Consider the following 22,485-nt stretch of genomic DNA (forward strand, 5'->3'; position numbering starts at 1 on the left):
TTTTTAAAGAGCATTTCCGAGAGAAGCTTGGCTTCGTTTCGGCGCTGCGTTTTCAGCAGCAGAGAAGCGAGATTATGAAGAACATTTTGAAGCGCGTCAACTACTTTTTTCAGCGCTTCGATCAACATACTGCATCGATCGAGTTCTTCATCAGTTCAAGGATGCTGCCAGCAACTCGGCGCTTCCCTTGTCCTGCCTTGCTTCCCCTCCCGTTCTGCGTTTCCGTCACCGCGAGAGAGGCCGAATTCTAAGGAAGCTTTCCCAATCGCGCAAGAGGGTTCGAGCAATTTTTTTGCATGCTTCGAATTCGCTCATCGACAATACCGCTCCCTACCGCCTCATGCCTACGCACGAACGCACGCTCGTTCGTGCGAACCGCAGCATCCGGCAGGAACGGACTAAAATGGCAGGTTCATCGCACCCACTCTAATTGATCGAGATCTATGCGCCAGCGAACCGCCAAACGCCTTCCCCCCGATGCCGACAAACTGGTCGGCCTGTCGCTCGCGCTGTTCGCGTCCGGCAGCCGCGTTGAAGACCGGTTCTGGGAAGCGAAGCTCGACGCGCTGCTCACCAAGGTGATCCGCAACGGCAATCAAACGACCCTCGACGCCGCGCTCGACCATCTGCAACAGAATCACCCGGACGCCTACGGCGCGCTCGCCGACATGGCCGAAACGCACAGCGAATCGCTGCTGCTCGAACACGAAGGGCAAACGCACGAGGCACTGCTCGTCGCGATACCGATTCTCGCCTGGACGCGCTACATGATTCCGTCCGGCCCGCTCAAGACGGAAATCGCCGATGTGCTGCGCACGCATCTGCAAGCGCATGTGCTGGCGGAACAAACGCACGTCGCGCTCGCGCCGTTCCTCTACAGCATCGATCAGTTGCCGCGCCATCACGTCGAGGCCTACCGCCTCACGCAGCAATTGGCGCAAGCCGCGTTGGCCGGGCAGACGCCGCGCATCAACTTCGGCGACCTGCCCGAGACGTCTCCGATCCTCGCCGACCCGCGCTTTCTGCTCGCCGTCGTCGCCGCGCCCGCCGGCGCGGCCATGTTCCGCTGGCAGGAAGAAGATCAGGGCGCGCGCATCGAGCGCAGCCAATGCCTCGAACAATGGACGAGCCAGGGCGGCGCCAATCTGTCCGCCGCGTTGCCGGGCTGCGAATTCGAATGCCTGCTGCCCGACGCCTACTACTCGGCCTGCCGCGACGCCGACGAGCGCGTGCGCCCGCACACCGTTCGCACCGCAATCCGTTATCTGTTCGACACGATCGGTGCCGCACCGCAGGAACTGCGCGCCGTGGTTGCCGGTTTCGGCGAGCGGCGCATCGACGAATACCGAATCGGTTTCACGCGCCGCGGCAGCAACGACGTGATCTACGGCGTGGTGTGGCCGCTTTACGGCCGCGAGAATGGCGACCTCGCGGCCGAAGACACGATGATCGACGCGGATACGCCGATGGACGGGCCGCTCGAGGAAATCGTCTCGCTGCTCAAGGAAACGGGCGTCACCGACATCCGCCGACATGCCGGCCGCTTCGAGCCGGAGTACTGCGACGACTGCGGCGTTCCGCTCTATGCCGACCCGCTCGGCGAAATTGTCCACGCCGAAATGCCGGAAGATGCATCACCGGCCCAACCGCACTTTCATTGAGCCGACAACGCCTCACCGCTCCGTGCCGTGACAAAGAGCCGCCAATTGGGCGGCTCTTTTTTTACATACTTGCGCTTCTTCCTATGACTTTCAGCTAGGCCGACACGACCCCGGCGTTTTGTCATGATGACCGGGACGATACATCGTCATCCCTCGATAACGCGAACAAGGAGGCAGAGATGAGATTCATGGTGTTGAGTCCAGATGCGGAACGCCGCGACGGCTTGAAGGCATTGCTGCGGCAGATCGATCGACGAAGCGGTTACAGCGACGCGAGGGATTGGCGGCAAGCCATGCGTCTGGTCAAGCAAGGCAGCTTCGACATGATCGTCGTCGATGCGCCGCAGGGGGTGCGCCTCGCCGATCTTCGCGCGCTCTGCGATACGTGCGCGCCGACACCCGTGGCCGTGCTGATCGATGCGACATCGCGCGAGGCGGCGCGAGAACAATTCGCCACGGGCGCACAAGGGCTGGTGCCGCGCAACATGGGCTCGCATCTGGTGATACGCGCGTTTGAAATGGTGTTGCTCGGCGGTTACTACGTCCCGCCCGGAGCGCTCGACCTGATCGGAACACAGGTCGACGGCGCCCGTACCGCGCATATCGTCAACCGTATCCCACTGCGCCGGCGGCCGACGGTCGGCACGCTGTCTCCGCGGCAAGCGCAGATCATGCGCTTCGTCCATATGGGCAATACCAACAAGATGATCGCGCGCACGCTCGGTATCAGCGAGGGCACCGTCAAGATCCATCTGGCCAGTATTTTCCAGCAACTCGGCGCGGCCAACCGCGCCGCCGCCGTCGCCATCTACAATGGCTGGCTGCCGCCGCATCTCGAGGTGCTGGCCACCCAGCCACACGGGTTTCCGCGGCCGGTGCTGGGCGCGCCCGGGGTAACGCCGCTGCGCGCTCATGTGCCTCGCAAAAGGTATCCGATGAGCACCTGCGACGGCCCCAATGCGCCGATGCCGATGGCGGCCGAACCGGCGCCGGCGACGCTGAAACGCAACACCTGACGGCGGGGCGGACGTCGATTCGGTTCCCATTTTTTAGCTTCAACGAGTAATATTAAAACCATGGGTTTCCTGTACACGCCGCTTCCGCTTTGGGTCGCTGCCGGTAGCTGGATCGCTGCCGGGCTGCTGCTCGCGCTCGCGTTGTGGAAACGTCCGTTCAATCGCCTGAAGGATCCAACGCTGCAACACGTCTGGTGCGCCTTGATCGCCACCATCACCGTGTTGTGGGCATCGAATGCATGGCTCGACGACGGTCTGGTCATGCATCTGCTTGGCGCGACGTTGATCGCCACCCTGTTCGACTGGACACTCGCGCTGGTGGCCATGGGCGCGGTCACCGGCATTGCTGCCGTCGTCTTCGATGCAACCTGGCAAGGCATTGGCCTCACCTATCTCGTCTACGGCGCGCTCCCGGTCGCCGTGTCCACGTTGATGCAACGTGCGGCGGCCGCTTGGTTGCCGCACAACCTGCTGACCTTCATCGTCGGTCAGGGCTTCGTCGCGCCGGCCGTCACGATCGGTGCGGTGGCCGCAGCTGCGGCCGGCGTGCAGATCGGGCTGGCCGATGGCTCGACGCTGGTCGTGCCAGCGGGCTACAGCCTGAACACGTTGCTGCTTGCGCTTGGCGAAGCATGGTTCACCGGCATGGCCACGGCGCTGATCGCGATCTACAAGCCGGAGTGGGTCACCACATTCGACGTGCGCCGATACCGGCTCGGTGGGCCGCGGGCGTGACACGCTCGCGATGTGCCAAAGTATTTTCGCGCCATGACATTTCGCATTCAACGTTGAATGGATCGCGGCACGTCAAAAAAATTGCGCTAAGATTGAACTCTTGCCATTCGCCGTGCATCTTACGTGCCCGGCGTCTTCACTCCGCACTCTCAAATTCCTGATGGACAGCTTCCCCGCCCAGCGTCTTTTTGGCGTGTTCGGCAAGCTGGCAGCCTGTGTCGCAGGCCTGTCGCTTGCGCTTTCCGCCCCCGCCTTTGCCGATCTGCTCGATCAGCGCACCGAACTGATCAACAAGTACATCACCGAGATGCACGCCGATCCGCTCGTTGCCGATTGCGCCGCTCACGGCAACTTCATCGCGAGCACCTCGTCGGCATTCGACCACGTCGAATTTCCGCCCAGCGCCTTCGACACCAACAATGCCACGGTCACGCCCTGGAACGATTCGTTCGACGAAGGCAAGCAGCGCGTCAAGGTCGACAATATCGTGACCGTTCAAGGGCTCGGCATTCCGCAGAACGGCGGCGATCCCTCCGCGCTGAAATTCCGCTGCGGCTATGTCGGCAGCCAGATGCTCGCGTTCGGCTGGAACGACCCGGTCCCGCCCGCGAAGCCACGCGTCGAGCGTGCGAGTTCGTCGAAGCAGCGCCTCCACGGCCGGCACGTCAAGAACGTCAAGTCGAAGACGAAAGCCAAGGCCAGCAGCAAATCGACGCGCAAGGCCAGTACGGTCAAGAAGTCGACGGCGTCGAAGAAGGTTGTGAAGAAGAAATCCACGTCGAAGAAGTAAGCGGCGCAAGATTCGCCAGCGAACGAAAAAGGCCGGAATGTTTTGACATTCCGGCCTTTTGCTTTCAGTGCACGCGATCGATCAGGCGAAACGCTGCACGTGATTGAGAATCGGCAACAGCATGGAGGCACCGAGCGATGCGCTGCGCTCGCCGTTCCAGCCCACGCGCTCGTCGGGCAGATTGGCGTTGTCCTTGAACGGCATTTCGAGCGTCAGCGACAGGCAGCCGAACGCGTGCCCGATGTACTTCGAGGCCAGCTTCAGCGCGTCCTCGCGATACTTGCCGGCCGGATAGCCATATTCGTCCTGGAAATCCGGGCTCGCCTGCTTGAACGCGGCGATGAACGCGTCCTGCTCCTCGCGCTGACGATCGGTAAAGCCCGGCAGCATCTCCGAACCGGCCACGAACACGTAAGGCAGATCCTCGTCGCCGTGGATGTCGAAGAACATGTCGCAACCGATCGCATGGATCGCATCGCGAACCACCAGCACTTCGGGGCTGCGCGCCGCATCGGGCGCCATCCACTCGCGATTCAGGTTCGCGCCGACGGCATTGGTGCGCAGGTTGCCGTGCACGCTGCCATCCGGATTCATGTTCGCGACGATATAGAACGTCGCGTGGTCATAGAGCTTGCGCGCCACCGCGTCGCCGGCCCAATCGCCCCAGCCGGCCAGGCGCTTGACGAGCCCCTCGACGAACCATTCGGCCATCGATTCGCCCGGATGCTGGCGCGCGATGATCCAGACTTTCTTCTTCGCGCCCGTTTCGTCGGGCGTACCCAGCACCAGCAGCGACATCGGCCGGCCTTCGGCGGTGCGGCCGAGATCGACCACGTTGGCCTGCGGCATCTGCTGCACCGCGCCGAGAAACTCCGAATGGCGTTCCTCGCCGTACGGCTCGAAATACGCGTAGTAGATGCTGTCGAAATCGGGCGTGTGATCGATCGTCATCACGGTGCCGTCGAATTCGGTCGGCACGCGGAACCAGTTCACACGGTCATAGCTCGCGACCGCGCGGTAACCGCGCCAGCCAGCCGGATAGGCGCTTTCATGCGCGTTCTCGAAACGCATCACGCAGCGCTCGCCGCGTGCGCCGGACAGGCGGAAATAGAACCACTGGGCGAACGTCGACTGATTGTCGCTGCGAATGCGCAAGCGGATCGCATCGGGGCTGTCGCACGACACGACGTCGATCGCGCCGGCGTCGAACTGGGTGGAAATCGAGAGCGTCATCTTGTCTCCTGGGCGCGGCGCCCTCGTGAGACGCCGCAAAAGGTCAAACCGCCGCGGACGGCGCGTGGGTCACGCGTCGAGACGGCGGCGGAACACGTAGGTGGAATCGTTCGATGCCGATGCCTCGAATGCATAACCTTCCTCGGCGAAATCACGCAGCCGCTCGGCCGACGCGATCCGGTTCGTGACCGCGTAGCGCGCCATCAGGCCGCGCGCGCGTTTCGCGTGGAAGCTGATGATCTTGTAGCGGCCGCCCTTCCAGTCCTCGAACACCGGCGTGACGACCGGCGCATCCAGCAGCTTCGGCTTGACCGACTTGAAGTATTCCGTCGAGGCGCAATTCACGAGCACGCGCGCATCGTCGCTGCGGGTGGCGAGCTGGGTGTTCAGCGCACGCGTGATGCGCTCGCCCCAGAACGCGTAGAGATCCTTGCCGCGCGGATTTTCGAAACGGGTGCCCATTTCGAGCCGGTACGGCTGCAGCAGATCGAGCGGACGCAGCAGGCCGTACAGACCGGACAGCACACGCACATGCTGCTGCGCGTAATCGAGATCGGCGGCCGACAGCGAACGCGCGTCGAAGCCTTCATATACGTCGCCGTTGAACGCGAGCACCGCCTGTTTCGCGTTGTCGGCCGTGAACTGGCGCGACCAATCGGCGTAACGCTGGAAATTGAGATGGGCGAGCGGATCCGAAATGTCCATCAGCGAGGCAATCTGCTGGGGCGACAATTTCCGCAATCCATCGATCAACTGAGCCGCGTCGTCGACGAAATCGGGCAGCGTATGCGTCGGGATATGGGGCGGGGTCTCGTAATCGAGCGATTTCGCGGGAGAGAGAACGATTATCATAGAGGCTCGCCGGCACGCGCTAAGGTGCCGTCAGACGAAAACCACCGATTGTAACGAATGCCCAGCTCCAACGCTCCGCGAGACGGGCGCCGCGTCGTGCTCGACTCGAATGTCTGGATCGATATCCTCGTGTTCGACGACCCGGCCGCGCGCCCGATCCACGCCGCGCTCGAAAGCGGCACGCTGGTCGCGCTGATCGACGCGCGCTGCCTGAGGGAACTCGAACGCGTGCTCGATTATCCGCAGTTCGCGCCGCGCCAGATCGACAAATCCGCCGCCCTGGCAGCCGTCGCGCGGCTCGCGCAGCAGGTCGACACCTCCGCGCCCCTGCCCGACGACGCGCTGCCGCTGCCGAAATGCCGCGATCGCGACGACCAGAAATTCCTCGACCTCGCGCGCGCCGCCGCAGCCGATTGGCTCGTCTCCAAGGATCGCGACCTGCTGAAGCTGACGCGCCGCACCGAACGCGATTTCCAGTTCCGGATCCTGCAGCCCGCACCGTTCGCCGCGGCCTGCGGGCTGACGCCGGCCGAACCGGCACCCGCCTGAGCGCACGGCACCGCCGCCCGGAATCCGCCCTTCACCGAATCGAACCGAACGCCCGACCCACGATGAACGCACCGTCCGCCTCGCCCGTCACGCCCGCCGTCGTTTCCCGTCTGCCGCAGGTCGGCACCACGATCTTCACCGTCATGAGCGCGCTCGCCACCGAAAAGGGCGCGGTGAATCTCGGCCAGGGCTTTCCCGATTTCGATTGCGACCCGAAGATCGTCGACGCGGTGGCGAGCGCGATGCGCGACGGCCACAACCAGTACCCGCCGATGACAGGCGTCGCGCCGCTGCGCGAAGCGATCGCTGACAAGATCGAGCAGATCTACGGCCGCCGCTACGACCCGGCCACCGAAATCACCGTGACGGCCGGCGCGACCCAGGCGCTGCTGACGGCGATCCTCTGCGCCGTGCATCCGGGCGACGAGGTGATCGTGGTCGAGCCGACCTACGACAGCTATCTGCCTTCGATCGAACTGGCCGGCGGCAAGCCCGTGTTCGTCACGCTCGACGCGCCCGACTACGCGATCCCGTTCGACAAGCTCGCCGCGGCCGTCACGCCGAAAACGCGCCTGATCCTGATCAACACGCCGCACAACCCGACCGGCACGGTCTGGCGCGAATCGGACATGCGCCAGCTCGAGGAAATCGTGCGCGGCACCGAAGTGTTGATCGTGTCCGACGAGGTGTACGAGCACATGGTGTACGACGGCGCGCGGCACGAAAGCGTCGCGCGCTATCCGGAGCTGGCCGCGCGCAGCTTCATCGTGTCGAGCTTCGGCAAGACCTATCACGTGACAGGCTGGAAGGTCGGCTACGTGGCCGCGCCCGCGCCGCTGATGGCCGAATTCCGCAAGGTTCACCAGTTCAACGTGTTCACGGTCAATACGCCGATGCAGGTCGGCCTGGCGGCGTATCTGTGCGATCCGGCGCCGTACCTGACGCTGCCGGCGTTCTACCAGAAGAAGCGCGATCTGTTCCGCGCCGGGCTGGAATCGACGCGCTTCAAGCTGCTGCCGTGCACCGGCACCTACTTCCAGTGCGTCGATTATTCGGCGATCAGCGATCTGCCCGAAGCCGAGTTCGCCAAATGGCTGACGACGGAGATCGGCGTCGCGGCGATCCCCGTGTCGGCGTTCTATCACGCGCCGCACGAATCGGGCGTGGTGCGCTTCTGTTTCGCCAAGCGCGAGGACACGCTCGCCACCGCGCTCGAACGGCTGTCCAGGCTGTGATCCGAACGGCTCGCCGCCCTCAGCGCCCGGCGGCGGCCGCCTCCAGATAGGCCTTGCGGTCCGCGCTCACGCGCCGGGCAGCCGGCCGCTCGCCGATCAGCTTCGTATACGACTTCCAGTCGATCCCCGCCTCGACGACAAAATCGCGCCCATATACGGCCTTGGTCGCCAGCCCGACGAGCGGCAGGTGAATGTAGGCGGCCACGTCGGCCATGCCGTACGTGTCGCCGAACACATACGGCGCGAATTGCGTCATCTGCCGCAACACCGCCAGCGCACGGCTCAGGCGAGCCTCGGCCTGATGACGAAGATCCTCGCCGACCGTGCTGCCGTAAAACGCCTGCGGATACAGATCGCGCACCACCCATTCGAGATACAGCTCGATGAAGATCGTCAGCTCGCGCACTTTCGCGGCCTCGAACGGATCGGCCGGGTACAGCGCCTTCTCGGGATAGCGCGCCGCCAGATAATCGACGATCGCCTGCGATTCCGACAGCGCCCCCTGCTCGGTACGCAGGAACGGCACCTTGCCGAACGGCGACGCGGCCAGCGCATCGGCGTCGCGCAGCGGCAAGGCGAAAAGCTGCTCCTCGAACGGAATCTCGTGATCGAGCATCACGAGCTTCACCTTGTTGTAGTAATTCGATACCGGCAAACCACACAGCTGCAGCATGGTCGTTCTCCTGTCCTGACTGGGTCGAAACGCGGGCCGGTTCTCGATGCCGGCGGCCCGTCGCGGCGTGCCGAATAGCACGTCCGTGCTAGTCTAAAGCACTTCGCAGACCCAACGACCGGGCGCACGATGCCGACTCGCCGTCGCGCCGGCCACGAGACAGCCCTTCAGGAGACACCCCGCATGAGCGCCGAACTGCTCGCGTCCCGCCCCGTCGAAAGCGACTCGACGCTCGTCCTGACGCTCTCCAACCCCGGCGCGCGCAACGCGCTGCATCCCGACATGTACGCCGCCGGCCTCGAGGCGATGAACACCGCCGAGCGCGATCCGTCGATCCGCGCCGTCGTGCTGACCGGCGCGAACCGCTTCTTCTGCGCGGGCGGTAACCTGAACCGGCTGCTCGAGAACCGTGCGAAGGACCGGGCGGTCCAGGCCGACAGCATCGACCTGCTCGGCGAATGGATCACCGCGATCCAGACGGCTACCAAGCCCGTGATCGCCGCAGTGGAAGGCGCCGCGGCCGGCGCCGGGTTCTCGTTGACGCTGGCCTGCGACCTGATCGTCGCCGCCGACGACGCCAAGTTCGTCATGTCGTACGCACGCGTGGGCCTGACGCCCGACGGCGGCGGCTCGTGGTTCCTGGCGCGCGCCCTGCCGCGCGCACTGGCCACGGAAATCCTGATCGAGGGCAAGCCGGTTGCCGCGAAACGGCTGCATGATCTCGGCGTCGTCAACCGCATCGCGCGCGCCGGTTCGGCGCTCGGCGACGCCGTCGCCTGGGCCGACGAGATCGGCCGCGTGTCACCGAACGCCGTGACGCGCGTCAAGGCGCTGCTTGCCGATGCGCCCGAGCACACGCTGGCCACGCATCTGGTGGCCGAGCGCGATCATTTCGTCGCATCGCTGCACCACGCGGATGCGCTCGAGGGCATCACGGCCTTTCTCGAGAAGCGGCCGCCCGTCTATCACCGCTGATTCCACCATGACCGATTACCGCCTGCCCAAACGCCGCCGCCTCTACCTGATGCGCCACGGCGACGTGACCTACTTCGACAGCACGCAGCAACCGATCGATCCCGACACCGTGCCGCTCAACGACCACGGCCGGATGCAGGCGCGCGCAGCGGGGCGCGCGTTCGCCGCGCAGTCGATCCGTTTCGACCGCGTCGTCGCGAGCGGCCTGAAACGCACCGTCGAGACGGCGTCGCTGGTGCTGGCGGAAACGGGCCAGGCCATCGAGATCGAGACCCAACCGGCCTGGCGCGAGATTCGCGGCGGCCATCCGGCCGACTTGCCCGAGCACGATGTGCAGGCGGCGTTCATCGATGCGCTCGACGGCGTCGTGCCCGAGCACGTCGCGTTTCTCGGCGGCGAGACGATCGGGGAACTGCTCGATCGCGTGTTGCCGGCGCTGGCCGCGCTGCGCGCCGATCCCGATTGGGATACGGCCTTGCTGGTACTGCACGGCGGCGTCAACTGCGCCCTGCTCTCGCATGCCACGCTGCCCGAACAGCGGCTTTTCATCGGCCGCTTCGCGCAGTCCACTGGCTGCATCAATGTGCTCGACGTCGGCGAGCGCCCGCACGACTGGGTGGTACGCCAGATCAACTACACACCGCCCGACGCCCTGCATCGCGACGCGCGCAATACCGTGATGGAAGTGCTCTACCACCAGTTCACCCTGGCGAACGCGGGCCGCTGAGCCCACCCCGCGCCCCCGGAGGCAAGGATGACGCAAGCGCAACACCCGGACACGAATCCGGACCCGAACGATTATTCCGCCTTCGAGGGCACGATGCCCGTCGGCGCGGCGCAGCGCATCGATCTGGCCGCGCTCGACGCCTGGCTCGCCGGCCATCTCGACGGCTACGCCGGCCCGCTGACGATCGAGCAGTTTCGCGGCGGCCAGTCGAATCCCACCTATCGCCTCGTCACGCCGGCGCGCCGCTACGTGCTGCGCGCGAAACCGGCGCCGGCGGCCAAGCTGCTGCCCTCGGCCCACGCGATCGACCGCGAATACCGCGTGATGTCCGCCTTGGCCGATACCGACGTGCCGGTGCCGCGAATGCTCGCGTTCTGCGAGGACGAATCGGTGATCGGCCGCGCGTTCTACGTGATGGCTTACGTGGAGGGCCGCGTGCTGTGGAATCCGGCGCTGCCGGGCATGACGCCGGCCGAGCGCGCAGCCCACTACGACGAGGTGAATCGCGTGATCGCCGCGCTGCATACGCTCGATCCGCAGGCGCTCGGGCTCGGCGACTACGGCAAGCCCGGCAACTATTTCGCGCGGCAGATCGCGCGCTGGAGCAAGCAGTACGCCGCCACCGAGACCGAGCCGATCGAGGCGATGCACCGCCTGATCGACTGGCTGCCGCGCCATATTCCAGCCAGCGATGCCGGGCAGGAACGCAGCGTGATCGTCCACGGCGATTTCCGGATCGACAACCTGATCTTCGCGCCCGACTCCCCGCGCGTGCTGGCCGTGCTCGATTGGGAGCTGTCGACGCTCGGCAATCCGCTCGCCGATTTCGCTTATCACTGCATGACCTGGCACAACGAGCCGGGCCGCTTCCGCGGCATCGCCGGGCTCGATCTGGCGGCGCTCGGCATTCCCGACGAACGGCACACGATCGCCCGCTACCTCGAACGCACCGGCTTCGCGATCGAGGGCGACTGGCACTTCTATCTGGCCTACAACATGTTCCGGATCGCCGCGATCCTGCAGGGGATCATGAAGCGTGTCGCGGACGGCACCGCATCGAGCGGCCGCGCCCTCGACGCCGGCCGTCAGGCGCGGCCGATGGCGGAGCTGGCCTGGCATTACGCGCAGCGCGTGCACTGAACCCGAACCGCCCGCTCGATTACCGCTTCACCCCGCTTCACCCGCTTCCGATTTCCCGTTCCGATGCGATGGATGTCCCACTCCAGCGAGGTTGCGATGGATTTCGATTACTCCCCGACGGTCGACGTGTTGCGCGAGCGGCTGCTCGCCTTCTTCGATCGGCATATCTACCCGAACGAGCGTGCCTTTCAGGACGAAATCGCGCGCAACCGGCAAGACGGCCATGCCTGGCGGCCGGTTGGCCTGCTCGACTCGCTGAAGGACGAAGCACGCGCCGCCGGCCTGTGGAACCTGTTCCTGCCGGCATCCGACCGTGGTGCGGGCCTGTCGAATCTCGACTACGCGCCGCTGTGCGAGATCATGGGCCGCGTGCCATGGTCGCCCGAGGTGTTCAATTGCAATGCGCCCGACACCGGCAACATGGAAACGCTCGAACGCTATGCGACCGACGAGCAGAAGCGGGCTTGGCTCGATCCGCTGCTCGACGGCACGATCCGTTCGGCATTTCTGATGACCGAGCCGGAAGTGGCATCGTCGGACGCCACCAACATCCGCACGCGCATCGAACGCGACGGCGGCGATTACATCGTCAACGGCCACAAATGGTGGTCGTCGGGCGCCGGCGATCCGCGCTGCAAGCTCTATATCGTGATGGGCAAGACCGATCCCGATGCGCCACGCCATGCGCAGCAGTCGATGATTCTGGTGCCGTCCGATGCGCCCGGCGTGACCGTGCACCGCCCGCTGACCGTGTTCGGCTACGACGACGCACCGCACGGCCACATGGAAATCACGCTCGATAACGTGCGCGTGCCGGCCGCCAATCTGCTGCTCGGCGAGGGCCGCGGCTTCGAGATCGCGCAAGGCCGGCTCGGGCCTGGCCGTATCCATCACTGCATGCGCCTGATCGGCCTGGCCGAACGCGCACTCGAACTGATGTGCCGGCGCGTGCTGACACGCGTGGCGTTCGGCAAGCCGGTCGCCGAGCAGACCGTCACGCAGGAACGGATTGCCGAGGCGCGCTGCCTGATCGATCAGGCGCGGCTGCTGACGCTGAACGCCGCCTGGAAGATGGACCGTGCCGGCAACAAGGCCGCGCGCGGCGAGATCGCGATGATCAAGGTGGTAGCGCCGAACATGGCATGCCAAGTTATCGATTGGGCGATTCAGGCCCACGGCGGGGGCGGCGTCAGCGACGATTTTCCGCTCGCCTATGCCTATGCGTCAGCGCGCACGCTGCGCTTCGCCGACGGCCCGGACGAAGTGCATCGCAACGCCATCGCGAAGCTCGAACTGGCGCGCTACACGACAGCGTAAGCGACAAACGGACGCCAAAAGCGGACGCCCAAAACGCGCGCCCTCGCGGCGCGCATCCTGGTTCGCGTCGGCGTCAGAACAGATGCAGGGTGATGAATTCGGCCGCGCAAGCCAGCGCCGGCTCGCCGGTCGAATCGACCTGCACCGCCACCGACCACGCGCATTGCAGGCCGCCCTGCTTGCTGTCGGTGGCCGTCTTGACCGAGAACAGGCCACGCACTTTCGCGCCCACCGGCACCGGCCGCAGGAAGCGCACGCGGTTCAGGCCGTAGTTCACGCCCATGCGCTGCTCGAACTCGATCGCGTCGGTCATCAGCGACGGAATCAGCGACAACGTCAGGAACCCATGCGCGATCGGCGCGCCGAACGGCGATTCGCGCGCAGCCCGTTCGGGGTCGACGTGGATCCACTGATGATCGTCGGTCGCATCGGCGAAGCGGTTTACGCGCGCCTGATTGACGGTGATCCAGCCGCTCGCGAAGCCATCGGCGCCGACCAGCCCGCGCAGTGCCTCGATCGACGCGATACGCGGCCGGGCAGGCTTCGCGTCGGGCCTGGTTTCGGGAGCGCCGCTCATACGGCAGCCTGCGGGTCGCGCAGCCCGAAGATGATCTTCGAACGCACCGTGATGACGGTTTCGCCGTGTTCGTCGGTGCCGACCCATTCGCTCGTCGCGATGCCACGATCGGGGCGGCTCGCCGACACGCGTTTGTCGAGGATGCGCTGCTGCATCGTGATCGTCGCGCCGGCGCGCACCGGCTTGATCCAGCGAATCTCCTCGATGCCGGGCGAGCCCATGCTCGTCGAATCGTGCAATACGTTGCGCACCAGCATGCCCATGAATACCGAACAGGTGTGCCAGCCGCTCGCCACCAGGCCGCCGAACGGCGACGCCTTGCCTGCGGCCTCGTCGAGATGGAACGGCTGCGGGTCGTAGCGTTGCGCGAAGTCGATGATTTCCTCGGGCGTGAACGTGTGTTTGCCAATTTCGGTCAAGGTGCCGACTTCCAGATCCTCGTAGCAGAACGTCATGCTGATCTCTCCTGTTGGATTGTGCGGCTTCGGGCCACATCGTCATATCGAATCACCGGCCGTGCGGAAACGCCGCGCATCGTCGGTTCGGGTCGTGAACGTGCAGTGGAAAAGCGTGTGAGGCAGCGCGCGTGGCCGATTTGCCTCGCGCCACGCTGAAGCGGCGACGCAGAACGCGCCGCCGGCAGAACATCATCCGGATCCATATCGTGTCTCCTGGCCGCTGGCCGTGGGCGGCGCGCCCGGAAGACATGCGCCGATCAGTATCCGATCATTGCAAAGGTTCTTTCAGGGCCGCCGGCACCGGCAGCGACATCACTTCGATGCCTTCCTCGACGAGCGCGCGAGCATCCTCGGGCGAGGTCACCCCGCGGATGTTGCGCGCGGGGGCTTCGTTGTAATGGATGCGCCGCGCTTCCTCGGCGAAGCGCTCGCCCACGTTCTCGGTCTTCTCCAGCACTTCGCGCAGCGCGCGCATCAGTTGCGCCTGCATCTGCTGCGGCTCGGCAGATTTGCCCTGCGTCGCGCCGGACAAGTTCAACCGCGGCGCCGACGGCATCCGGTTGATCTCGGTTGCCCCGCACACCGGACATTCGACCAGCTTGCGGGACAGTTGCGATTCGAAATCGTCGGCGGACGCAAACCAGCCTTCGAAACGATGGCCGTGCGTGCACTGTAAATCGAGGACCTTCATGATGAATCGGGGGCGTTTCGCGAGTGTACGCGCAATCTGGGAAGAAAGAACGATCGTGCTAAATCATGATCGCGTTTGCCGGGGGAGGATCCGGTCTGGCTGGATTGTAGCCTGCGACGAAATTTGCCGCCGAGGCCGGCCAAGAAAGTGCCGAAGATAAAAATGGAGGGGCAAACGCAGATCGATGCGTCGGCCGCCGCGAGCGCCAGCACCGCCGTCTTCCCGCCACTCGGGCACGGAAGACGGCGCAACGACGCGGGTCAGCCCTACTCGGGGGTGCCGAGCGGCCAGGCGCCGGACAGCGCCTTTTCGAGCCACATCGTGCCGATGATCGTCTTCACGTCGCTGATCTGCCCCGTGCGGATCCACTCGAGCAGTTCGGGCACCGTGGCCGTGAAGGTTTCGAGGAATTCGCCTTCGTCGAGTTGGCGCTCGCCGGCCGTCAGGCCCTTGGCGAGGTAGATGTCGATGAATTCGGTCGAATAGGAAATGATCGGATGGATGCGCGTCAGGTAAAAATACTCGCGCGCCGAATAGCCGGTTTCCTCGCGCAGCTCGCGAATCGCACAGGCCAGCGGCCCTTCCTGCGGATCGAGCTTGCCGGCCGGGAATTCGGCCATGACCTTGCCGATCGGATAGCGAAACTGGCTTTCCATCAGCACGCGGCCGTCGTCGAACAACGGGATCACCATCACCGCACCCGGATGACGGATGTACTCGCGCACCGCGTGCTTGCCGTCCGGCAGCCGCACCGTGTCGCGTTTGACCTTAAGGAAATGGCCGTCGAGAATGGATTCGCTTTCGACGCAAACTTCGATCAGTTTGTCATCGTGATTCGGTAATTCGGCCATCGTCGGCTCCATGGTTGGACGCGACAGCCGAAACCGTCAGCGTCGTTTGACGAGATATTGGAACGTGAAGCCGGGGAACGCGAACACCACGAACAGGCTGAACGTGATGGCGTAGAACTGCCAGCCCTGTTCGAAGCGGTTGCCGGCTCGCGATTCGAGCCAGAACCCGAGCAAGCCGACTGCGAAATACAGCACGATCATCTCGGCGATTCGCAGCCAGCCGCTCTTGCGCGGTGCAGTGCCGACCGGAACGAGCGCGAACACCCGTTGATTCACGAACGGCAGGTTGGCGCCCGCGAGCGCCAACAATACGATGAACCAGCCCGCTGCCGACATTTACAGCGGCAGCGTATGGCTGATGGCTTGCAGACAGATTTCCATCAGCCGGCCCGGTGCGAGGCCAAGCACGACCACGGCGACACCGTTGAACAGCAGCACGGCGCGGTTCGTCGCGTCGCTCATGATCGGGTTCGTGTCCTGCGGCGCATCGAAGTACATCAGCTTCACGATACGCAGATAGTAGAACGCGCCGAACAACGAACTGATGACACCGAGGACCGCCAGCCAGGTCAGGCCGGCGTTGATCGTGGCCTCGAGCACGGCCAGCTTCGCGTAGAAGCCCACCGTCGGCGGAATACCGGCCAGCGAGAACATCATGACCATCATCACGAAGGCGAATACCGGGCTGCGCTTGTTCAGGCCCTTGAAATCGTCGAGCGTTTCGGCCTCGAAATCGCGGCGGGCCAGTAGCATGACGATGCCGAACGCGCCGAGCGTCGTGACCAGGTACACGATCGAATAAAACATCGCCGAGCTGTAGGCCGTGGCCGTGAAGGCCGGGCTGCCCTTCACGACGCCCGACAGCAGACCGAGCAGCACGAAGCCCATGTTCGAGATCGCCGAATACGCCAGCATCCGCTTGACGTTGCGCTGGACGATACCGGTGATGTTGCCGACGATCAGCGACAGCGCGGCCAGAATCACCAGCATCTGCTGCCAATCGGCCGCCAGCGGCAGCAGGCCCATCACGAGCAGGCGCAGGCCCCAGGCGAACGCCGCCACCTTCGGGCCGCCGCCGGTCAGCAGCGACATGGCCGTCGGCGCGCCGTGATAGACATCGGGCACCCACATGTGGAACGGCACCGCGCCCAGCTTGAACGCCACGCCAGCCACGATGAAGATCACGCCGAACAGCAGCACGATGTTGTTGATGCGGCCCGACGCCACGGCGTTCAGCACGTCATGCAGTTCGAGCGACCCGGTCGCGCCGTACACCATCGAGATGCCGTACAGCACGAAGCCGGAAGCCAGCGCGCCGAGCACGTAGTACTTCATGGCGGCTTCGCTCGACTGCTCGCCGTCGCGGCGCAGCGCGATCATCGCGTAGAGCGACAGCGACATCAGTTCCAGACCGAGGTACAGCGTCAGGAAGTTGTTGCCGGAGATCATCACGAGCTGGCCGAGCAGCGAGAACATGCCGAGCAGGAACACGTCGCCACGGAACAGATCGCGATCGGCCAGGTAGCGTCGCGAGTAGATCATCGAGGCGGCGAAGCCGAACGACACGGCCGACTTCATCACGCTGGCGAACGAATCGACAACGATCATCCGCGAGAAGAAGTAATACTGGTGCGGATCGAGGGCCTGGACAGCAAACCACACACCGGCGACAACGGACGAGACGACCGCGATCAGATACGTGAGACGTCGGCCGGACTCGCCGGAGATGGTGTCGTTCAGCCACGCCACGATGATGGCGAACATCACGAGCGCGTCGGGCAACAGGACATTCATAGGTGCGTTTTGCATGGTCTTGGGTTCCTCCGCCCACACTTACTGCTGGGCCAGCGGCAGCTTGGATTGCGCAACGTGAGAGAGGAGATTTTCTACGGAAACGTGCATCACGTCGGTGAAGGGCTTCGGATACAGACCCATCAACAGCGTGAACGCGGCCAGCACGGCGAGCATCGAGAATTCGCGGGCGCCGATATCCTTCAGCGTCGTTACTTTCTCGTTGACCACCTTGCCGAAATAGACGCGTTTGTACATCCACAGCGTGTAGCCCGCGCCGAGAATCAGCGTGAAGCCCGCGCCGAACGCGATCCAGAAATTGAACTTCACCGAAGCGAGTATCACCATGAACTCGCCGACGAAGCCCGAGGTACCCGGCAGCCCGCAGTTCGCCATGGCGAACAGCAGCGCGAAGGTCGCGAACTTGGGCATGACGTTCACGACACCGCCGTATTCAGCGATATTCCGCGTATGCAGGCGATCGTACAGCACGCCGATGCAAAGGAACATCGCGCCGGACACGAAACCGTGCGAGATCATCTGCACGATCGCGCCCTCGACGCCGAGCTGGTTGAAGATGAAGAAGCCGAGCGTGACGAAACCCATGTGCGCGATCGACGAATACGCGACGAGCTTCTTCATGTCGGTCTGCACCATCGCGACCAGCCCGATGTAGATGACCGCGACGAGCGACAGCGCGATCACGGCCGGAGCCAGATAGTGCGCCGCGTCGGGCGTGACAGGCAACGAAAAACGCAGGAAGCCGTAAGCGCCGAGCTTCAGCATGATCGCGGCCAGCACCACCGAGCCGCCCGTGGGCGCCTCGACGTGCGCATCGGGCAGCCAAGTGTGGACGGGCCACATCGGCACCTTCACGGCGAACGCCAGGAAGAACGCGCCGAACAACAGCAACTGCGGCGTCATGGCGAGCTTCGCGCTCTGCCAGGCCGCGATATCGAACGTATGCGTCTCGCGGTACAGGTAGATCAGCGCAACCAGCATCAGCAGCGAGCCGGCCAGCGTGTACAGGAAGAACTTGAAGGCGGCATAAACGCGGTTCGGGCCGCCCCAGACACCGATGATGATGTACATCGGGATCAGCGTGGCTTCGAAGAACACGTAGAACAGCAGGCCGTCAGCCGCCGTGAACACGCCGATCATGATGCCGGACAGCATCAGGAACGAGGCGAGATACTGCGAGACGTTCTCGGTGATGACTTCCCAACCGGCGACGACGACGATGACGGTGATCAGCGCCGTCAGTACGACGAACCACATCGAAATGCCGTCGACGCCGAGGTGATACGAAACATTGAATCGCTCGATCCAGACCGCGTTCTCCTGAAACTGGAGTGCCGCGGTACTCGGATCGAAACCGGTGACGAGCGGAATCGTGACAGCAAACCCGAGCAGCGAACCGATCAGCGCGACCCACCGGGCCACGCCGGGCTTCCGGTCCGTGCCGATGGCCAGGATAACCAGGCCGAACACGATCGGAAGCCAAATGGCGGTACTGAGAATCGGAAATGCGGGCATGAGTGGGTTCCTCTCCTTTTCTTATTTGCCGCCGAGCGTAACAAACAGGGTAAGGAGACCCAACATGCCGATGATCATCGCGAACGCGTAGTGATAGATGTAGCCCGACTGCAGGAAGCGAATCACGCCCGCGAACCAGTTCACGACGCGCGCGCTTCCGTTGACGACTCCATCGATCACAACGACATCGCCCTCTTTCCACAAGCCCCGGCCAACCGCGACCGAGCCCCGGGCGAACACGATCTCGTTGATCTTGTCCATGTAGTATTTGTTATCAAGCAGCGTATAGATCGGACCGGCCGCGCGGCGGATCGACGCCGAAAGGTCCGGGCGCTTCACATACAGGAACCAGGCAACGACGACGCCAGCCAATGCGAGCCAGACCGGCAGGCCCGACACCGAATGCAGGCCCATCGCGGCCCAGCCCTGGAACTCACCGGCCATCTCGGCAAGCGCCGGGTGGTTCTGGCCGATGTAAATCACCTTGTCGAACGCAACGCCGTGCTGGAAGAAATCGCCGTACAGCATCGGACCGATCGCGAACGCGCCGATCACGACCGACGGAATGGCGAGCAGCACCAGTGGCACCCAGACGACCCACGAGCTTTCGTGCGGCTCGTGCGCGTGATCGTCGTGACCGTGCGCGTCATGCGCATGCGCGGCGGCCTGCCCCATCGGCGAATCGGGATGCTTCGGCTTGCGGAAGCGCTCTTCGCCGTGGAACACGAGGAAATACATGCGGAACGAATACAGCGCGGTCACGAACACGCTGGCGATCACCGCGAAGTAGGCAAAGCCCGAACCCGGCAGATGCGAGAGCTTCACCGCATCGATGATCGAATCCTTCGAGTAGAAGCCCGAGAAGAACGGCGTGCCGATCAGCGCGAGCGAACCGATCAGCGACGTGATCCAGGTGATCGGCATGTACTTGCGCAGGCCGCCCATGTTGCGGATGTCCTGGTCGTGATGCATGCCGATGATGACCGAGCCTGCGGCAAGGAACAGCAGCGCCTTGAAGAACGCGTGCGTCATCAGGTGGAACACGGCGACCGGATAGGCCGACACGCCGAGCGCGACGGTCATGTAGCCGAGCTGCGAGAGCGTCGAATACGCCACGACGCGCTTGATGTCGTTCTGGATCACGCCGAGGAAACCCATGAACAGCGCGGTGATCGCACCGATCACGGTGATGAACGACAGCGCCGCGTCGGACAGCTCGAACAGCGGCGACATGCGCGTGACCATGAACACGCCGGCCGTCACCATGGTGGCCGCGTGGATCAGCGCCGAGATCGGCGTCGGGCCTTCCATCGAATCGGGCAGCCAGACATGCAGCGGGAACTGCGCCGATTTGCCCATCGCGCCGATGAACAGGCAGATACAGGCCACCGTCAGCAGGCCCCAGTCGGTGCCCGGGAAATGCATCGCCGCGAGTTCGTTGCTCTTCGCGAACACTTCGCCGTAATTCATCGAGCCGCCGTATGCGAGCAGCAGACCGATGCCGAGCAGGAACCCGAAATCGCCCACGCGGTTGACGATGAACGCCTTCATGTTGGCGTAGATCGCACTTTCACGCGTGAAGTAGAACCCGATCAGCAGGTAGGACACGAGGCCGACCGCTTCCCAGCCGAAGAACAGCTGCAGGAAGTTGTTGCTCATCACGAGCATCAGCATCGAGAACGTGAATAACGAGATATACGAGAAGAAGCGCTGATAGCCGTCTTCTTCCTGCATGTAGCCGATCGTGTAGATGTGCACCATCAGCGACACGAAGGTCACGACGACCATCATCATCGCGGTCAGCGAATCGACGAGGAAGCCGACTTCGAGCTTGAGCGGGCCGACCCGCATCCATTCGTAGACGGTGGAATTGAAGCTCGCACCGCCGAGCACCTGCTGGAACACCAGGGCCGACAGAATGAACGAGATCAGGACGCCGAGGATCGCCACGCGATGCGCGCCCTTGCGTCCGACGGTATTGCCGAACAGGCCGGCGACGATCGAGCCGGCGAGTGGCGCCAGCGGAATCGCCAGCAGCGTGGTTTCATTGAGTGTGGTCGACATAGCAGACTCGCCTGAAATTAGCCCTTGAGCTGGTCGAGATCCTCGACATTGATGGTGTCGAGTTTGCGGAACAGCGTCACCAGAATCGCGAGGCCGATTGCCGCTTCCGCTGCTGCAACCGTGAGCACGAAGAAGACGAAGATCTGCCCGTGCACGTCACCCAGATAATGCGAGAACGCGACGAAGTTCGTATTGACGGCGAGCAGCATCAGTTCGATCGCCATCAGGATCACGATGATGTTGCGGCGATTCAGGAAGATGCCGACGATGCTCATCGCGAACAGGATCGCGCCGAGCACCAGGTAATGGGCAAGAGTCAGGTTCAACATGATTCGGTTCTCCTCCGCTCAGCTCTTGGGCGCCGCGGCGGGATCGGCCTCGGCGGTTGCCGGTTCCGGCGGCGGCGGGACTTCGGCCGCCATCTTCACGATGCGCACGCGATCCTCGCGGCGCACGCGCACTTGATCGGACACGCGCTGGCGCTTGCGTTCCTTGCCGCGGCTGGCCGTCAGCGAAACGGCGGCGATGATCGCCACCAGCAGCACGAGGCCCGCGATTTCGAACGCGAAGATGTAATCGGTGTAGATCACCTTGCCGATCAGACGCGTGTTCGACATGTTGGCGAGCGCGCCCGAGGCGATGTCGCGCACCGGCTGCGACGTCGCGCCGTAGCCGCGCCAGAGGATCAGCGCCGTCTCCACGACGATGATCGCCCCCACCACCGTGGCCATCGGCACGAAGCGGCGGAAATCGCGGCGCAGCACGTCGGTATTGATGTCGAGCATCATCACGACGAACAGGAACAGCACCATCACCGCGCCGACATAGACGAGCACGAGCAGGATCGCGAGGAATTCGGCCTCGAGCAGCATCCAGATCGCCGCCGCGTTGAAGAACGCGAGAACGAGGAAGAGCGCGGAAGCCACAGGGTTGCGCGCGGTGATCACCTTCAGCCCCGAGATCACCAGCAGCAGCGAGAAGATGTAGAAAAGTACGGTCGTGAAGTCCATGGTTACCGGTTCATCGTTTAGGCCTTGGTCAGGCACGGTTCTCGGGCACTGCGGCGTGCCGCGCACCGTTGCCGCGGCGCTCGGGCCGGCCCACACGGGCCGGCCGGTCATGCATCATCGATACGGCGCGTCGGCGGCCTTCGCGGCCGCGATGTCCTTCTCGTAGCGATCGCCGACCGCGAGCAGCATTTCCTTCGTGAAATACAGGTCGCCGCGCTTCTCGCCGTGGTACTCGAGGATCTGCGTCTCGACGATCGAATCGACGGGGCAGCTTTCCTCGCAGAAACCGCAGAAGATGCACTTGGTCAGATCGATGTCGTAGCGCGTCGTGCGGCGCGTGTTGTCGGCGCGCACCTGCGATTCGATCGTGATCGCCATCGCCGGGCACACCGCTTCGCACAGCTTGCACGCGATGCAGCGCTCTTCGCCGTTTTCGTAGCGGCGCAGCGCATGCAGCCCGCGGAAACGCGGCGAGATCGGGGTCTTCTCTTCCGGGAACTGCACCGTCACCTTGCGCTTGAAGGTGTAGCGGCCCGTCATCGCGAGCCCTTTCACGAGCTCGGTCAGGAAGAAGGTCTTAAAGAAATGTTGGATTGCCGTCATG

At 64.0% G+C, this 22,485-nt stretch carries 25 protein-coding genes; 11 read left to right on the plus strand and 14 right to left on the minus strand.

The features are described from left to right. The 5 genes from G3N92_RS03765 to G3N92_RS03785 form a co-directional block, all read left to right on the plus strand. Positions 1-251 (plus strand): hypothetical protein (locus G3N92_RS03765; protein WP_206126112.1); only part of this gene is annotated, 251 nt, incomplete at its 5' end. Between the two features lie 192 nt (positions 252-443). After that, positions 444-1,661: a DUF2863 family protein gene (locus tag G3N92_RS03770; protein WP_206126113.1), complete on the plus strand. Its 1,218-nt coding sequence runs from the start codon at positions 444-446 to the stop codon at positions 1,659-1,661. A 179-nt stretch (positions 1,662-1,840) separates the two neighbouring features. Beyond that, positions 1,841-2,677 (plus strand): response regulator transcription factor, encoded by an 837-nt coding sequence (locus G3N92_RS03775; protein ID WP_206126114.1) that lies wholly within the window; start codon positions 1,841-1,843, stop codon positions 2,675-2,677. Between the two features lie 60 nt (positions 2,678-2,737). Continuing rightward, the gene (locus G3N92_RS03780; RefSeq protein ID WP_206126115.1) at positions 2,738-3,412 is read left to right on the plus strand and encodes an energy-coupling factor ABC transporter permease; all 675 of its coding nucleotides are present in this window, start codon (positions 2,738-2,740) and stop codon (positions 3,410-3,412) included. Between the two features lie 160 nt (positions 3,413-3,572). Continuing rightward, positions 3,573-4,202, plus strand: coding sequence for a hypothetical protein (locus G3N92_RS03785; protein ID WP_206126116.1), 630 nt, complete (start codon positions 3,573-3,575; stop codon positions 4,200-4,202). Positions 4,203-4,283: 81 nt separating this feature from the next. Here the strand turns inward: G3N92_RS03785 and G3N92_RS03790 are convergent, their stop codons facing one another. Then, positions 4,284-5,435 carry a M14-type cytosolic carboxypeptidase gene (locus tag G3N92_RS03790; RefSeq protein ID WP_206126117.1) on the minus strand — a complete coding sequence of 384 codons (1,152 nt, stop codon included), beginning with the start codon at positions 5,433-5,435 and terminating at the stop codon, positions 4,284-4,286. Between the two features lie 69 nt (positions 5,436-5,504). After that, complete coding sequence (gene yaaA, locus G3N92_RS03795) at positions 5,505-6,287, minus strand: peroxide stress protein YaaA (protein WP_206126118.1); 783 nt, start codon at positions 6,285-6,287, stop codon at positions 5,505-5,507. A 57-nt stretch (positions 6,288-6,344) separates the two neighbouring features. Here yaaA and G3N92_RS03800 point away from each other — a divergent pair, with 57 nt between their 5' ends. Together G3N92_RS03800 and G3N92_RS03805 are read left to right on the plus strand one after the other, a co-directional pair. After that, positions 6,345-6,836 carry a putative toxin-antitoxin system toxin component, PIN family gene (locus tag G3N92_RS03800; RefSeq protein ID WP_206126119.1) on the plus strand — a complete coding sequence of 164 codons (492 nt, stop codon included), beginning with the start codon at positions 6,345-6,347 and terminating at the stop codon, positions 6,834-6,836. Positions 6,837-6,898: 62 nt separating this feature from the next. Beyond that, on the plus strand, positions 6,899-8,071 hold the full coding sequence (locus G3N92_RS03805) for a pyridoxal phosphate-dependent aminotransferase (protein ID WP_206126120.1): 1,173 nt from the start codon (positions 6,899-6,901) through the stop codon (positions 8,069-8,071). A gap of 19 nt (positions 8,072-8,090) precedes the next feature. On the opposite strand, the gene G3N92_RS03810 is transcribed toward G3N92_RS03805, so the two are convergent. Beyond that, on the minus strand, positions 8,091-8,744 hold the full coding sequence (locus G3N92_RS03810; RefSeq protein WP_206126121.1) for a glutathione S-transferase: 654 nt from the start codon (positions 8,742-8,744) through the stop codon (positions 8,091-8,093). Positions 8,745-8,927: 183 nt separating this feature from the next. On the opposite strand from G3N92_RS03810, the gene G3N92_RS03815 reads away from it, so the two are divergent. The 4 genes from G3N92_RS03815 (at position 8,928) to G3N92_RS03830 (ending at position 12,903) form a co-directional block, all read left to right on the plus strand. Beyond that, positions 8,928-9,719 carry an enoyl-CoA hydratase gene (locus G3N92_RS03815; protein ID WP_206126122.1) on the plus strand — a complete coding sequence of 264 codons (792 nt, stop codon included), beginning with the start codon at positions 8,928-8,930 and terminating at the stop codon, positions 9,717-9,719. A gap of 7 nt (positions 9,720-9,726) precedes the next feature. Further along, positions 9,727-10,446 (plus strand): histidine phosphatase family protein, encoded by a 720-nt coding sequence (locus tag G3N92_RS03820; RefSeq protein WP_206126123.1) that lies wholly within the window; start codon positions 9,727-9,729, stop codon positions 10,444-10,446. Positions 10,447-10,473: 27 nt separating this feature from the next. Continuing rightward, positions 10,474-11,586 carry a phosphotransferase gene (locus tag G3N92_RS03825; protein WP_206126124.1) on the plus strand — a complete coding sequence of 371 codons (1,113 nt, stop codon included), beginning with the start codon at positions 10,474-10,476 and terminating at the stop codon, positions 11,584-11,586. 96 nt (positions 11,587-11,682) lie between these two features. Continuing rightward, complete coding sequence (locus G3N92_RS03830; RefSeq protein ID WP_206126158.1) at positions 11,683-12,903, plus strand: acyl-CoA dehydrogenase family protein; 1,221 nt, start codon at positions 11,683-11,685, stop codon at positions 12,901-12,903. 73 nt (positions 12,904-12,976) lie between these two features. On the opposite strand, the gene G3N92_RS03835 is transcribed toward G3N92_RS03830, so the two are convergent. The 11 genes from G3N92_RS03835 to nuoI all read right to left on the minus strand — a co-directional run bounded on the left by G3N92_RS03835 (position 12,977) and on the right by nuoI (position 22,484). Further along, positions 12,977-13,480: a MaoC family dehydratase gene (locus tag G3N92_RS03835; protein ID WP_206126125.1), complete on the minus strand. Its 504-nt coding sequence runs from the start codon at positions 13,478-13,480 to the stop codon at positions 12,977-12,979. Further along, entirely contained in the window at positions 13,477-13,935 is a 459-nt protein-coding gene (locus G3N92_RS03840; RefSeq protein ID WP_206126126.1) for a MaoC family dehydratase, read from the minus strand. Before G3N92_RS03840 ends, G3N92_RS03835 begins: the two co-directional genes overlap by 4 nt. A gap of 271 nt (positions 13,936-14,206) precedes the next feature. After that, a complete protein-coding gene (locus G3N92_RS03845; RefSeq protein WP_206126127.1) occupies positions 14,207-14,629 on the minus strand; it encodes a DUF1178 family protein in 423 nt (140 codons plus the stop codon). A gap of 266 nt (positions 14,630-14,895) precedes the next feature. Further along, entirely contained in the window at positions 14,896-15,480 is a 585-nt protein-coding gene (locus tag G3N92_RS03850) for an NUDIX hydrolase (RefSeq protein ID WP_206126128.1), read from the minus strand. 36 nt (positions 15,481-15,516) lie between these two features. Beyond that, a complete protein-coding gene (locus G3N92_RS03855; protein ID WP_206126129.1) occupies positions 15,517-15,816 on the minus strand; it encodes a DUF2818 family protein in 300 nt (99 codons plus the stop codon). Further along, positions 15,817-17,289 (minus strand): NADH-quinone oxidoreductase subunit NuoN, encoded by a 1,473-nt coding sequence (gene nuoN, locus G3N92_RS03860; protein WP_277396134.1) that lies wholly within the window; start codon positions 17,287-17,289, stop codon positions 15,817-15,819. A 24-nt stretch (positions 17,290-17,313) separates the two neighbouring features. Beyond that, entirely contained in the window at positions 17,314-18,807 is a 1,494-nt protein-coding gene (locus G3N92_RS03865; protein WP_206126130.1) for an NADH-quinone oxidoreductase subunit M, read from the minus strand. Between the two features lie 21 nt (positions 18,808-18,828). Next, positions 18,829-20,871, minus strand: a complete 2,043-nt coding sequence (gene nuoL / locus G3N92_RS03870; protein ID WP_206126131.1) for an NADH-quinone oxidoreductase subunit L — start codon at positions 20,869-20,871, stop codon at positions 18,829-18,831. Between the two features lie 17 nt (positions 20,872-20,888). After that, positions 20,889-21,200 (minus strand): NADH-quinone oxidoreductase subunit NuoK, encoded by a 312-nt coding sequence (nuoK, locus tag G3N92_RS03875; protein ID WP_206126132.1) that lies wholly within the window; start codon positions 21,198-21,200, stop codon positions 20,889-20,891. Positions 21,201-21,218: 18 nt separating this feature from the next. Continuing rightward, complete coding sequence (locus G3N92_RS03880) at positions 21,219-21,881, minus strand: NADH-quinone oxidoreductase subunit J (RefSeq protein WP_206126133.1); 663 nt, start codon at positions 21,879-21,881, stop codon at positions 21,219-21,221. Between the two features lie 114 nt (positions 21,882-21,995). Further along, positions 21,996-22,484, minus strand: coding sequence for an NADH-quinone oxidoreductase subunit NuoI (gene nuoI / locus G3N92_RS03885; protein WP_206126134.1), 489 nt, complete (start codon positions 22,482-22,484; stop codon positions 21,996-21,998). Position 22,485 lies beyond the last annotated feature (1 nt).

It is taken from the genome of Burkholderia sp. Ac-20379 (assembly GCF_017104645.1).
Taxonomy (GTDB): Bacteria; Pseudomonadota; Gammaproteobacteria; order Burkholderiales; family Burkholderiaceae; genus Burkholderia.